Here is a 13,990-nt window from a genome sequence, read left to right as displayed (position 1 = left end):
GGGCCGAGCGGGATACCCGGCTGCGAGGTGGCGTCCCTGAACTGCTTCGCGTGCGTGGCACGGCCGGCGTCGCCATTCCACGATACGGAGTGAGCACTTACTCCGTCAATGGCCGGAGAGCGCGGCGGTGGCGCGCTGGACGGCGGCGAGGACCACGTCCGCGGTGTCCGGCAGGGCGTTCACCGCCCGCAGATAGTCCGCCCGGGCCGACGCGTGCCGATCGCGGATCTCGGGGTCGTACAGCGCCCCTTCCATGGCGGCGACGGTGCCGGTCTCGTCCAGGATCTCCGCGGTGATCAGCGCGTCCATGTACGGGTTGTCGGTGAACATCGGCTCCTGGACGAAGTAGGCGCCCTTCGGCCACAGGCGGAACGGGTCGATGGGCGCCGCTCGGCCCAGCCAGTCGCGCACCGTGCCGGTCAGCTTCACCTCGGCGTCGACAAGCGCCACGTCCGCGTCGTTGTGCACCCGGAACCGGTTCTGCACGACCATCGCGGTGCGGTTCATCAGGACCGACCGGGCACTGGTCGCGCTCGTCGGGCTGAACACGATGGTCAGGTCCGACGTGCCGAGCAGCGTGGTGAACCGCTCGATCGAGCAGGGCGGGATGACGTGCAGACGCTCGGCGGGCAGGCCGAGCAGGGCGGGCGGCGGCTCGCCGATCACCAGGAAATGGGTGGCGGCGGGCAGCCGGCCGAGATAGTGGACCAGCAATTCGGGGACGCGCTCGGCCAGTCTGGCGCTCATCTCACCGGACATCCGGCCGCCGGGCTGCTGCCACGACGAGACCGGGATCAGCACCAGCCGGTCGTCGCGGCGCAGGCCGAACTCGTTGAACACTCCCGCCCTGGCCAGGTCGGTCACGGGTGGCTCCGGTGCGACGACCCGGTAGGGACAGCCGCTGCCGCCCGCTCCCGCGTCCAGGTGGGCGGTCGGGACGGGGCGCAGGTGAGCCGGCCAGTCCAGGATCTTCTTGCTGACCGGTACGGGATCGCGGCCGACCAGGTCGATCTCGAAGGTGGTGTTCTCCCATTCGCCCAGGTCGATCGGCAGGATCGGCAGGCCGTACTCCTCGATGAACCACGGGTCGAGCCGCAGGTGGAACTCCACGCTGCGGGAGTACGAGCCGTAGTCCGACAGCACGATCGCATCCGGTTCCACGGTTTTCACCAGGTCGTCGATGAACGCCCGGGCGGCAGGTCCCTTCGGACAGGTCGCGTAGTCCACCACGGTGTGCTCGAAGCCGAAGTGCCGTACGGCGGGGGCGGTGACCGGCGGCACCACGAAATGGTTGTCCATGCCCGCCCGGCGCAGCTGTTCGGCCAGTGACAGGCCGATGAACGTCTCGCCGAACGCGGCCGCGGAGAGGCTGAAGTACAGCAATCTCATGGGAACTCCCGTCGTGTCGCTGCTACCGGCTGCCGAGACTGCCGACGCCTGCTCGAGGCGGGTTCGAACCGTCCTCGACCATCGGTGCTTACTCAGTCGGTCAGGCACGCACTGAGGAGGTTCGCGATGACGGCGCCCAAACCGCTGGCCCTGCTGTTGCCGGGACAAGGCTCGCAGCAGGCGTTGATGGCAGCCGGCCTGTACGGGCACGAGGAGGTGTTCACCGAGGCGATGGACGAGGTGTTCGCGGCCTTCGAAGACCAGGGCCCGCGGTTGCGGGACGACTGGCTTGCCGCACGTCCTCAGGTGTCCATCGATCACATGACCCGGTCCCAGCCGTTGCTGTTCGCGGTCGACTACGCCCTCGGCCGGCTGGCGGGGAGCTGGGAGCGCCCCGCGGCGCTGCTGGGACACAGCATCGGCGAGATGGCGGCGGCGGTCCTGGGCGGTGTCTTCGACCTGGCCGACGCCGTGCGGCTGCTGCGTGAGAGGGTGCGCAGCCTGTCGGGGGCGGTGCCCGGCGGGATGCTGGTGGTCGCGGCCTCGGTGCGGGAGGTGGAGCCGTTCCTGCGCTCCGACGTGGTGGTCGGGGCGATCAACGCGCCTCGCCAGACCGTGCTCGCGGGCGCCGAGGCGCCCCTGCTCGCGGTGGAGGAGGCGTTGCGCGACGACGCGTTCACCTGCCGCCGCGTGCCCGCGACCTGCCCGTTCCACAGTCCGCTGCTGGCGTTCTCGGTCGCCGGGGCGGAGCGCGCCTTCGCGGCGGTGCCGGCCCGGCCGCCGAGCATCCCCATCTACTCCGGCTACACCGCCGCGGTGCTGACCGCGGAGCAGGTGGCCGCCCCGGCCTTCTGGGCGAGTCATCCGGTCGCTCCGGTGTTGTTCCGGCCCGCGCTGGACGCCCTGCTGGCGAGCGGGGACTTCCTGCTCGTGGAGGCCGGGCCGGGGCAGGGCCTGGCCAGCCTGGCCCGGCGTCACCCCGCGGTGCGGCCGGGCGGCAGCGAGGTCGTGGCCATGTCGCCGGCGCGGGCCGGCGACCCGCGGGCCGACCGGGACGTGGTGCGGGCGGCCATGCATCGCATCCGGGCGACCACCCGGGCTTGAGCGGGTCTCGAGGCGCGCTCGCCATCGTCGACGGAGAGTCCACCAAGGGGAGTTCGGATGAAACTGTTGCACTTCAGCCTGCCGGTGCTGGGTGGGTACGGCGAGACCTTCGTCGGCCTGTCCCTCGCCGACCAACTGGCCGACGGCGGGGTCCAGAACCACTTCGTCACCACGAAAGCCGTGGAGCCGCTGTTTCGCGCGGGCAGGTATCCGTTCCACATCATCGACGGCGACGCCCGGCCGGTCGAGCGGTTCGTCGACGAGGTGATCAGGGATGTCCGCCCGGACGCCATAGTGCTGGCCGACTACACCAACTTCTGGGGCCACATGGTCCGCAGCGGCGTGGACGACCCATGGTTCATCGAGAAGCACGGCGTTCCGTTGCTCCCCATCGACATGTGGGAATGGGAGAACACCGTCTTCGCCTACGACTTCTGCGGCCGGGGCTGGGGGCGGGAGTACGACAGGCACATCCTGGACATGGACGTGCACCTCCGGCCGGTTCCGATCGCGCACCTGGACCCGGGGCCGTCCGGCCGCGGCTACCCCTACCGGATCATCGCCCCGGAGCCAGGCCGCGACGAGCGCACCCGGGCGAAGGTGTTCGCCGAGCTCGGCCTGTCGCCGAACGACCGGTTGGTGCTGATTCCGGTGTCGAGCTGGCAGCAGCCCAAGGAGGTCACCCGGCAGACCACGGACATGATGGTCCGCCTGGGGGAGCGGGTGCCCGAGCTGCTCGCCCACTATCTGCGCCAGTTGCCGGACAGCACCCACGTCGTGGTGGTCGGTCCCATGCTGGAGCCCTTCACCACCCTGCCCGCGGAGCGGCTGCACGTGCTCGCGCCCACCACACCCGACCGCTATCACGCGCTGCTCAGCTCCGCGGACCTGCTGCTGTCGCTGAGCATGAACGCGGTGACGCTCGCTCGCGCCGTGCTGATGGGCACGCCCGGCATGCTGCTCACCAACCGGTTCACGTTGACCGACGAGCAGAGCGTCGCCGGCATGGAACAGGAGCTCGGCGGTCTGTCGGACACCGTGCGCTCGTGGCTGGGCGAGGTCGTGCCGATCGACCCGTTCCGGCACTGGCCGAAGGGGCTGTATCACTTCGTCGAGCCGCTGGTGCAGGGCAACGAGTACCTGACGGCGATGGCCCACGAGCAGCTGTTCGATGAGAGGGCCGTGGTGGAAGGGATGCGGGGCATCCTGTACGAACCCGCGGTCCGTGAGCGGCTGGCCGAAGCGCAGTCGCGTTACGTCCGGTTGGTCGACGACCTGCCGCCCACTCACGAGGTGATCCGGGCCGCGGCCGGCAAGCTCGGCATCAAGAACGCCTGACCCGAGTGCGAGACCCGTGGGCCGCCGGTGGCCGCCCACGGGTCTCGCCGTTCAGACCGTGGCGGGCTGAGGGACGCGCCTCGGCTGAGCCATGTAGTGCGCCGCCGTCTCGTGGTTGTCCAGGTGGTCGTGGAAACCGCGACGAGCGGTGAACGCGAACGCCGTCGGCCGCTCCGTGGGGCCGGACGCCACGGTTTCCGCCCAGTTCGCGAGGGCCTGCGCCACGTCGTACGGCAGGCACACGGTCTCGCTCTCGTACCCGTCGTCACCGGCGAGACGCCAGCCGGCCGGCGGATCCTCGCCCGGCACCACGTACACCGGGCGGGACCAGCGCTCGTACTCGTAGAGGGCTTCGGCGAACCGCCGCCACCGAGGCGGGAACCGCGGCACCATCACCTCCCGCCACCACCGGTGTACGACCGCCTCCAGTTCGGGCCGGCCGTACAGGGAACGCAGGGCGCCGGCGATCGCCGGTGACTCGGCGAGCACGGGAACGGCGTTGAGCAACGCGATCGCCGAGGGGTGGTCGGACTCTTCGAAATACTGCTTGAGGCTGCTGATCACCTGCGACTGCGTCAGCCCGGCCAGCTCCCGGGCCGCCTGCCAGACGTGCCGCAGGTACTGGTTCTCGCCCAGTATCCGGGCCCAGAAGATGAACCGCTGCATCTCCAGGTTCTCGGTGAGAGTGAAACTGCGGTTGGCGAGCACGTACTCGAAGTCGTCGTCCTCACCGCGGATGGTCACGAACCCGTGCACTTCCCTGTGCTCGCTGTAGGACGTGTTGGGCAGCAACAACATCGGGTAGACCGCGATGCGCGACAGTTTGGCGGCCAGTCTGTCGTAGCCGGCGAGGAATGACGTGGGCGTCTCGCCCGGAGCGCCCCAGATCAGCTCGGCGTAGCAGTCCAGTCCTTCCTCGTTGAGCCAGTCGACCAGGCTCTCCCACTGGTTGACCTTCATGTTCTTGCGCAGCATGCCGGTCAGCGCCTCATCGGAGAGAGTCTGCAGGGCCAGCGTGAACGAACTCTGGAAACCGTGTCGCTGCAGCTCCTTGACGATCTTGTAGAACCGGGCCGACTTGTTCTTGGCCCAGCTGGTCTCCAGCGCACGCGGGTAGCCGTGCCGCTCCCTGGTCTTGATCAGCATCTCGACGAACTGCTCGTCGGACTCCAGCAGCCCGAAATTGGAATCGCACAGCACGATCGAGGGAGCCTGGTGGAAGCCGAACACGTCGAGCTCCTCGGCCAGTCGTTCGGCGGAGAACGATCGCATCTTCTGCCCGACCGCGCCGCCCCAGTAGCAGAACGAGCACTTGTACGGGCAGCCTCGGTTGGTCTCCATCAACGCCACGTCATAACGGAAGTTCCCGGCCGAGTCGGTCATCGGGATGGCCCCCGTGAGGAAAGGCGAGGGAATGGTGTCCAGGTCGGAGATCCGCTCCCGCTCCGGCGTGGTGTGCGCCGAGCCGTCGGGGCGGCGGAAGGAGCAGCCGGCCACGCCGACCGGGTCCAGGTCGCCGCGGCGGCCGAGCAGGTATGCCACCAGCTCGCGGAAGGTGTGCTCGCCCTCGCCGTTGACCACGACGTCGACGTGCGGGAACTCGCGGAACACCCGCTCGGACTGGTATGCGACGTGGTTGCCGCCGAAGATCACGGTGCCGTGCGGGTTGAGCTGCTTGAACATCTCGGCCAGTGCGCCGAAGTTGCGGTAGTTCCAGCCGAGCACGGAGAACGCCAGCACGTCGGGAGTCCCGTCGAGGAACAACCGGCGGGCCATCTGCGTCAGCGTCCGGCCGCCCCGGAAGTTGCGGATCCGCACGGTCGCCTCCGCCGACAGATCCGGATCGGCGTCGACCACCGCCTTGAGGTACCCCGCGGCGAGCGGCATCGAGTCGAGCGGCATGTCCCATGCGCCCTGCTGAACGAGGCTGATGTCCAACATCGACCGCCTTTCCTGTCCTGGAGTCTGTGGGGAACGGTCAGGCGGTCCGGTGCAGGAGGGCGTCGAGGATCCCGGTGAGCTGCTCGCGCGGCTCGGGGTGGGCTCCCGTGGCACGCCAGGCGACGAAGTTGTCCGGCCGGACCAGCAGCGCGCCCTCCTCGCCGATGCCGGCGACGGTGGCGAAACGGCTGCCGGGGTCGTCGATCTCGGCGCCCGGCCCGATGCGGTACACGCCCAACGGCAGGCCGGTGTGCTCGGCGACGGCCTGCCCGGCCTGCTGCCAGCCCGTGGCGTCCGGACCGGTCAGCAGGGCGAAGCCGGTGCCGGCCAGGTCGAGGGTGGAGACCTTCTCCCCCTTGCGCTCGACCCACACGTGCGGCACCCGGCTGCCGGGCGAGCCGTCCAGGTTCTGCTCGACGTCCTCAAGGGAGGGAAGCTCCTCCCGGGCGCCGAGGACGGCGCCCTCGGTGTACTGGTAGCCCGAACTGGTGACGAGCGGATCGGCGATGCGCAGCATGTTGCGCTCCTGCTCGGCCTCCGGACGGGGATCCCAGTGCAGGGCCATGTACCGCAACCGCAGCACGGCCTGGTCTCTGGTGAACTCCGCGATCGGCAGCCGCTCCTGGGAGTAGGTGTCCAGCAGCCCCGGCCCCGCGTGGCCGCGCAGCACCATGGCCAGCTTCCAGCTCAGGTTGTAGGCGTCGGCGATGCCCGTGCTCATGCCGAAACCACCGATGGGCGGGATGACATGAATGGCGTCCCCGGCCAGGAAGACCCGGCCGTCCCTCACCGCGTCGGCCACTCCGGCCGAGATCCGCCACGGCAGCATGGCCAGGATCTTCACCGGCAGGTCGGGCAGCCCGATCGCGCCCTTGATCAGCTCAAGGCAGCGCTCCTCCGGATAGTCCGCCACGGACTCCTTGGTCTCGTCGTAGCTGCGGTGGAACACCCAGCGGTCCCTGTTGTTGATCGACAGCAGCAATCCCTCGTAGTCCGGGTGCCTGATCTCGCAGAAGTTGAACTCGTTGCCCCGGATGAGCTCGCCGAGGTCCGCGTCGAACAGGATGTGGATCATCGGGTTGCCGAGCCGATCCTCGATCTCCATGGGGATGCCCAGCAGCTCCCGCACCCGGCTGGAGGAGCCGTCGGCGCCGACCAGATAGTCGGCCCGTACGGTGTAGCGCTCGTCGGTCGCCCGGTTGAGCAGCGTCGCGGTCACCCCGGACTCGTCCTGGGTCATCGACACCAGTTCCGTGGAGAACCGGACATCCACTCCCCGCTCGGCGGCGGCGGCCAGCAGCACCCGGTCGATCTGGTCCTGCGCACAGGGGTTGACGTCCGTGGGACTTATCCGCAGGGTCGCCGCGACCACGTCCTCCGGCGGAGTCGGGATCCGCTCCACTTTCGACAGGTCGTCGCCCGCGAGCGTCGTCACGCTGAACTTGGTCAGGCTGCTGGCCAGCACCGCGCTGGCCTCTCGCATCTGGGCGTCGAGACCGGTGCTGCGGAAGAACTCCCGGGCCGGCGGGTGCAGCCCGGTCGCCCGCGGGTGGATCAGCGTTCCGTCCCGGCGCTCCACGAGCATCGGACGTAGTCCGTGCTGGGCAAGGGCGACGGCGGTGGACAGTCCGACGGTGCTGCCGCCGGTGATCAGAACGGGAACGTGCTCGACCGGCATGAGTGAACCCTCTTCCTCGCTTGTGGACGTCGCGGAGAGTTGTGCTGGGTCAGGTCACTGTGGTGGCGCCGCCTTGACCTGCGATCCATCCCGGCTCGAAGGGCTCGCCCCGGCGGCGGATCGAGCGGGCTTCGAGAGGCGGTCCACCGAGGATGGCGACAGTGCCTGTCGACGACCCGACGTGGAAGGACGTGTTCATGGCGCTGGCAGAGTTGACCGGCACGAGCGATTCACCGACTACCGCCGTCAAGTTGTTCCAGTCGATCACGGCGCACCATGTGTCCAGCGCGGTGCACGTGGCCGCCAGACTCGGCCTGGCCGACCTGGTCGCCGCCGGGCCGGTCGGCTTCGAGCAGCTCGCGACCGCCACCAAGACCGACGCGTTCGCGCTGCGCAGACTGCTGCGGCTGCTGGTCAGCTCGGGTGTGTTCACCGAGCCCGAGCCGGGCCTGTACGGGCTGACCAGGGTGGGCGAGCACCTGCGGACCGACCGCGCCGACTCGCTGCACTCGTTCGCGCTGATGATGGCGAACCCGCGCAACCAGCAGCGCTGGGGCGAACTCGCGGACTGCGTGCGCACCGGCGCGTCCCGGGTGCCCGAGGAGCACAAGGGTGATCCGTTCAAGCAGATGCCGCCGCACATCCTCGAACTGCTGGGCAAGACGATGACCTTCTTCGTCTCGCACACCGCTCAGGCCGTGGTGCAGGCCTACGACTTCGGTCGATTCGGCACCCTGGTCGAGCTCGGCGCGGGCGAGGGCATCCTGATCTCGGCCATCCTGGCCGCCAACCCCGGCCTGCGCGGGATCATGTTCGACCTGCCGTACATGGCGGAGAACGCCAAGCGGCGGATGGCGGGCAACCCCGTGGCCGACCGGTGCGAGATCGTCGGCGGGGACTTCTTCGACGCGGTGCCGGCCGGCGGTGACGCGTACCTGCTCAACAACGTGATCCACGACTGGGACGACGAGCGCAGCGTCGAGATCATGACCAACTGCTACAACCAGCTCAAGCCCGGCGGCAGGCTGCTCGTGGTCGAGACGCAGTATCCCGAGAGGTTCGACGACTCGATCGCGTCCAGGATCGCCGCCCGCAGCGACGTCAACATGATGGTCAACGCCAACGCCAAGGAGCGGTCGGCCGCCGAGTTCCAGGCGCTGGTGTCGGCGGCCGGATTCCGGCCCGGGCGGATCATCGAGATCAGGCCCGCCTGGACCGGCGTGCGCTCCAGCATGATCGTCGAGGCCGTCCGCCCCTGACCCGGCCCCCTCCTAGCTGTCCTCCTCACCAGAAAGGCCTTGTCATGGCGTACGAACACGTTCCGGTGCTGATCGTGGGCGGGGGCACCGTCGGATTGTCGACGGCTGTCGCGCTGGCCCGCCACGGGGTTCGATCACTGGTGGTCGAGCGCCGCGCCACCACGTCCATCCATCCGCGGGCCACCGGTGTGCAGCCGCCGGCGCGTGAGTTCTTCCGCGCCATGGGGCTGGAGGAGCGGATGCGCGAGGCCAGCGCCGAGCTGGCGCCGAGCATGAGCAAGATCAATGTGTCGCCGTCGCTGGCCGACAGTGACCTGGCCGCGGCACCGCGGTTCCCCACGCCTCCGCTGGACGTGCTGGAGGTGACCAGGCGGATCAGCCCGACCGACATCGGCCCATGCTCACAGGACCAGATCGACCGCATGCTCGTGGCCGCGGCGGCGGACCGCGGGGTGGAGGTCCAGTTCTCCACCGAGCTGGAGTCGCTGACGCAGGACGACTCCGGAGTCACCGTGACGCTGTTGAACAACGAGACCGGCGAGCGCCGCGACGTGCGGGCCGGCTACGTCGTCGGCGCGGACGGCGCGTCCAGCCGCACCCGGCGCTCGCTGGGGCTCACCATGAGCGGCTTGGACAAGCTCGGCGAGCCGATGATCAACATGATGTTCCGCGCGGACCTGAGCGACCTGGTCGCCGGCAACGAGTTCGCGTTCGCCGAGATTCGCACCGGGGAGATCGAGGGCATCCTCCTGACGATCAACAACAAGGACCGCTGGGTCTTCCACTTCACGTACGACGCGGACAAGGAGTCGCTGGAGGACTACCCGCCGGAGCGCTGCGCGGAGATCGTGCGCAAGGTCGTCGGCAGGCCTGACCTCGAGGTGGAGGTCCTGGCCCGGCTCGCATGGCAGATGTCGGCACGCGTGGTCGACAAGCTGCGGGTCGGCAGGGTCCTGATGGCCGGCGACGCCGCGCACACCATTCCACCCGTCGGCGCCTTCGGCATGAGCACCGGAATCGGCGACGCCTACAACCTGAGCTGGAAGCTGGCCATGGTGATCAACGGCGAGGCCGGGCCGGGGCTGCTGGACACCTACGACCAGGAGCGCCTGCCGATCGCGCAGTTCACCTGCGAGCAGGCCAGGCTGCGCTTCCGGTTCATGGAGTTGCACTGGGACAACAGCCCTGAGGGCGAGGCGGAGAAGGCGAAGCTGCGGATCGCCGACCCGCTGGTCACCGGCTTCGGTTTCCAGTACACGCGGGGCGCCGTGATCGATGCCCGCGAGGAGCTGCCCTCCCTTGAGGACGTCGAGCAGAACCTGGACGGCTCGCCCGGCAGCAGGTTGCCGCACGTGTGGGTCGAGCGCAAGGGGGAGAAGGTCTCCACCCTGGACCTGGCCGGCGCCGGTTTCGCCCTGCTCCTGGGGCCGAACGCGGCCGGGTGGCGGCAGGCCGCGGACAGGCTGAACAGCGAGCTGCCCGTGACGGTGTACCGGCTGGGGCCCGACGGCGACGTCAAGGACGCCGACGACAAGGTGATCGAGCAGGTCGGCATCACCGCCGAAGGTGCGGTGCTCGTCCGGCCGGACAATTTCGTCGCCTGGCGCAGCACCGGAGCGCAGCAGGACGCGGGCGAGCGGCTCGCCGGCGTTCTCAACGGTCTGCTGGACCGCTCCGACGCCGGTGCCGCGGCATCGGCGTGAAAGGAGAAAGGAGAAGCGAAGTGTTCACAGAAAACGAGCTCGCCTTCCTCGGGGCGCAGCGGCTGTGCCGGCTGGCCACCGTGAACGCGAGCGGCGCGCCACACGTCGTCCCCGTGGGGTTCGACTACAACGCCGACCTGGGCACGATCGACATCCACGGCTACGCGGAGGTGATGCGGCGCAGCAGGAAGTTCCGGGACGTGCAGGAGACGGGGCAGGCCGCGCTGGTGGTCGACGAATTGGAGTCGGTCGACCCGTGGCGGCCGCGCGGCATCGAGATCAGGGGCAAGGCCGAGGCCATCGGCGCCGACTCCGACACGCCGCTGATCCGGGTCACCCCGCACCGGCTGGTGGCGTGGGGGATCGACGGTGACCGGTTCGGGCCGATGAACGCGAGAGACGTGTGACCGTCGGCGAGGACTTCCACAGCAGAGGAGTACGCATGGTCGAGATAGAGGTCGCGGGCGGAACCGATGCGCCGACGTCGGCGGTCGAGCTGTTCCAGCTGATCACGGGCCACCACGAGTCGAGCGCGGTGCACGTGGCCGCACAGCTGAAGATCGCGGATCTGCTGGCCGACGGCCCGCGGCCGGTGGACGAACTCGCGGCCGCGTCGGCGACGGACGCGGCGTCGTTGCTCAGATTCCTGCGGCTGCTGGTCAGCTCGGGGGTGCTGGAGGAGCCCCGGTCCGGGGTGTTCGGATTGACCGATGTCGGTTATCACCTGCGCAGCGATGTGCGGGATTCGCTCTACGCCGTGGCGATGACGCTGGCCAGCCCGGAACACCTGGAGCGCTGGGCAGGTCTGGCCGACGTGCTGCAGACCGGCAAGACGGCCCTGTTCGAGAAGGGGTCGGCGGTGTTCTCCGAACCGCCGCCCGAGGTCATCGCCCTGCTGAGCCAGTCGATGACCTTCTTCTCCACCTACACGGTCGGCTCGGTGGTCGACGCCTACGACTTCAGCGGATGTTCCACCGTGGTCGACGTGGGCGGCGGCCTGGGTTCGCTGCTCGCCGCGGTGGTGGCGGCCAACCCCGGGCTGCGGGGGATTCTCCTCGACCAGCCGTTCCTGCTGGAGGCGGCGAGGTCGCACCTGGCCACGACGGAGGGCGGCAAGGACATCGAGATCGTCGCGGGTGACTTCTTCGAGTCGGTGCCCGCCGGCGGCGACCTCTACATCCTCAAGAGCGTCGTCCACGACTGGGACGACGAGCGCAGCGTTCAGATCCTGGCCAACTGCCACAGGGCGATGAAGCCGGGTGGCCGGCTCCTGCTCGTCGAGACCGTGTGCCCGGAGCGGTTCGACGACTCGGTGGCATCGAAGATCGCTGCTCGCAGTGACGTGATGATGTTGCTGAGCAGCCCCGGCGGCAGGGAGCGGACCGAGGCGGATTTCCAGAAGCTGCTGGAGCGCGCCGGGTTCGAACTGTCCAGACTCATCCCGGTGCGTCCCGCGTGGACCGGCGTGCAGTCGACCACGATCATCGAGGCGGTCCGCCGCTGACCTGTCGCCTTTCGCGGCGGTGCCGTACCGGCCCGGCTTCCGCGAGCCGGTCCGGCATCCGCCGTGCGCTGGAGACCCCGTTCTCCTTGCTTTCGATCGGACGGATGACCACAGGAGCCCGCGTATGACGACGACAATCCCACGATCGGAAACCGGCAGCGAGAACACCCGGGACCCGCGTGTCCGAGTGAGGAAACTGCTCGACCAGGATTCCGTGGAGGAGTTACGGCCGGCCGACGACAGCGGCGCCTATGCTGTCCGCGGGCAGATCACGGGCCTGCCGGTGGTCGTTTACTGCAGCGACGCCACGACGATGGGTGGCGCGATGGGCACGGCGGGCTGCGACCACATCGTCGCGGCGATCGACACCGCCGTACGGGAACGGTGCCCGGTGATCGGCCTGTGGCACTCCGGCGGCGCCAGGCTCGGCGAGGGGGTGCAGGCGCTCGACGGAGTCGGCAGGGTCTTCGCGGCCATGGTCCGGGCGTCGGGCAAGGTGCCGCAGATCTCGGTGGTGCTGGGCCCCGCCGCAGGCGGCGCCGCCTACGGCCCCGCGCTGACCGACATCGTCGTCATGGCGCCCGAGGCGCGGGTCTTCGTGACCGGTCCTGACGTCGTACGCAGCGTGACCGGGCAGGCGGTGGACATGGTCACGCTCGGCGGCCCCGAACTGCACGGCAAGGACTCGGGCGTGATGCACGTCGCCGCCGACGACGAGGCGGACGCCTATCTCAGGACACGCCGGCTGACCGGGCTGCTGGCCGGCGCCGGTGACATCGATCTCGACCTGCTCCCCGAGCACGGCCCCGACCTGCGTGCACTGCTTCCTGACGAGGCCAGACGCGCCTACGACATACGTTCGGTCGTCCACGAGATGCTCGACCCGACGATCTCCCCGGACGCCGAGCTGCGCAGCAGCTTCGAGGAACTTCAGCCCAGATGGGGACCGAGCATGGTGGTCGGGCTCGGCCGGTTGGCCGGCGGCACGGTGGGGGTGGTGGCCAACAATCCACTCCGGCTCGCCGGTTGTCTCGACTCGGTCAGTGCCGAGAAGGCCGCACGCTTCATCCGAATGTGTGATTCCTTCGGCATTCCACTCGTGGTTCTCGTCGACGTACCCGGATATCTGCCCGGGCTCGGACAGGAACGCGGCGGTGTGGTGCGGCGGGGCGCGAAGCTGCTGCACGCGTTCGCCGAAGCCACCGTGCCACGGGTCACCCTGGTGCTACGCAAGGCGTACGGCGGCGCGTACGTCGCGATGAACTCGCGGGCTCTCGGCGCCACCGCCGTGTTCGCCTGGCCGCAGGCAGAGGTCGCCGTCATGTCCGCTCAGGCCGCGGTCGGGATCCTGCATCGTCGGCAGCTCGCCGCCGCCGCCGAGGACGAGCGGGAAGCCTTGCACGATCGGCTGGCGGCGGAACATGCGCGTGCCGTCGGGGGCGTGGACCGGGCGGTGGCGATCGGCGTGGTGGACGAGGTGATCGACCCGGCGTCGACCCAGCGCCGGCTCGCCGCCGCGCTGGCGGCCGCGATCGCCACACGCGGCGGGAATTCGGCAGGACGGCACGGAAACATTCCGCTGTAAACGAACCTCCGCCGGAAATCGATATATCAAGGCCATCTCGGTGAATTATTGATCCACTGCGGATGAACGCGTATTCGCGATCACGGGCACGAACAGTCACTGTGATCGACACTATGTGTGACTGTGGCTAACTACAAGTGGTCAAGGTGTGCCTCGACCGACTGCTGACAGGAGAAGGGCGATCGTCGATGCCGGACCGTTTCCGCAGGTAGTGCCTGTGTCCTTCTTTCGGTCCGGCCGGGATTGCGTGCAGCGGTGGTTTTGCCCTCAGGTGACCTCTTGATCCCCTCTGGAAAATTTGCCAGAATAAGTTCCGCACGGGGCGATGTTTGTGCGGTTTGCTTGTGAAGCCATTTCGCAAAGCAGTGTTCGATGGCTGCGGGCAGGATCTTGGGCGCTTTTTCCGTGGGCCTTAATGTCGCGCGGAGCAGGTGACACCCGGCCGTTTAGCCCGTTGGTTCCTCCTGGGCGAGGTATCGGCGCGACCAT

Annotated in this window: 10 protein-coding genes; 7 read left to right on the top strand and 3 right to left on the bottom strand. The window is 69.0% G+C overall.

Features of this window, described 5'->3' with window-relative positions; all coding sequences use genetic code 11:
• Nucleotides 1–105: 105 nt before the first annotated feature.
• A complete protein-coding gene (locus tag FH610_RS44025; RefSeq protein WP_205826335.1) occupies nt 106–1,389 on the bottom strand; it encodes a DUF6365 family protein in 1,284 nt (427 codons plus the stop codon).
• Nucleotides 1,390–1,515: 126 nt separating this feature from the next.
• On the opposite strand from FH610_RS44025, the gene FH610_RS36630 reads away from it, so the two are divergent.
• A complete protein-coding gene (locus FH610_RS36630; RefSeq protein ID WP_139579820.1) occupies nt 1,516–2,493 on the top strand; it encodes an acyltransferase domain-containing protein in 978 nt (325 codons plus the stop codon).
• A gap of 57 nt (nt 2,494–2,550) precedes the next feature.
• Nucleotides 2,551–3,831 carry a DUF6365 family protein gene (locus tag FH610_RS36625; protein WP_139579819.1) on the top strand — a complete coding sequence of 427 codons (1,281 nt, stop codon included), beginning with the start codon at nt 2,551–2,553 and terminating at the stop codon, nt 3,829–3,831.
• Nucleotides 3,832–3,882: 51 nt separating this feature from the next.
• Here the strand turns inward: FH610_RS36625 and FH610_RS36620 are convergent, their stop codons facing one another.
• The gene (locus tag FH610_RS36620; RefSeq protein ID WP_139579818.1) at nt 3,883–5,772 is read right to left on the bottom strand and encodes a KedN5 family methylcobalamin-dependent radical SAM C-methyltransferase; all 1,890 of its coding nucleotides are present in this window, start codon (nt 5,770–5,772) and stop codon (nt 3,883–3,885) included.
• Between the two features lie 37 nt (nt 5,773–5,809).
• The gene (locus tag FH610_RS36615; protein WP_139579817.1) at nt 5,810–7,450 is read right to left on the bottom strand and encodes an FAD-dependent monooxygenase; all 1,641 of its coding nucleotides are present in this window, start codon (nt 7,448–7,450) and stop codon (nt 5,810–5,812) included.
• 161 nt (nt 7,451–7,611) lie between these two features.
• On the opposite strand from FH610_RS36615, the gene FH610_RS36610 reads away from it, so the two are divergent.
• The 5 genes from FH610_RS36610 to FH610_RS36590 all read left to right on the top strand — a co-directional run bounded on the left by FH610_RS36610 (nt 7,612) and on the right by FH610_RS36590 (nt 13,501).
• Nucleotides 7,612–8,709, top strand: a complete 1,098-nt coding sequence (locus FH610_RS36610; protein ID WP_161628174.1) for a methyltransferase — start codon at nt 7,612–7,614, stop codon at nt 8,707–8,709.
• Nucleotides 8,710–8,753: 44 nt separating this feature from the next.
• Nucleotides 8,754–10,412 carry an FAD-dependent monooxygenase gene (locus tag FH610_RS36605; protein WP_139579815.1) on the top strand — a complete coding sequence of 553 codons (1,659 nt, stop codon included), beginning with the start codon at nt 8,754–8,756 and terminating at the stop codon, nt 10,410–10,412.
• A gap of 20 nt (nt 10,413–10,432) precedes the next feature.
• A complete protein-coding gene (locus tag FH610_RS36600) occupies nt 10,433–10,819 on the top strand; it encodes a PPOX class F420-dependent oxidoreductase (protein WP_041952844.1) in 387 nt (128 codons plus the stop codon).
• Nucleotides 10,820–10,854: 35 nt separating this feature from the next.
• Complete coding sequence (locus FH610_RS36595) at nt 10,855–11,916, top strand: methyltransferase (protein ID WP_041952843.1); 1,062 nt, start codon at nt 10,855–10,857, stop codon at nt 11,914–11,916.
• A 124-nt stretch (nt 11,917–12,040) separates the two neighbouring features.
• Nucleotides 12,041–13,501: an acyl-CoA carboxylase subunit beta gene (locus tag FH610_RS36590; RefSeq protein ID WP_139579814.1), complete on the top strand. Its 1,461-nt coding sequence runs from the start codon at nt 12,041–12,043 to the stop codon at nt 13,499–13,501.
• Nucleotides 13,502–13,990: the final 489 nt, after the last annotated feature.

Origin of the sequence: Microbispora catharanthi (genome assembly GCF_006334915.2) — a bacterium.
Taxonomy (GTDB): Bacteria; Actinomycetota; Actinomycetes; order Streptosporangiales; family Streptosporangiaceae; genus Microbispora; species Microbispora catharanthi.
This window is presented reverse-complemented; position numbering and strand designations above follow the sequence as displayed.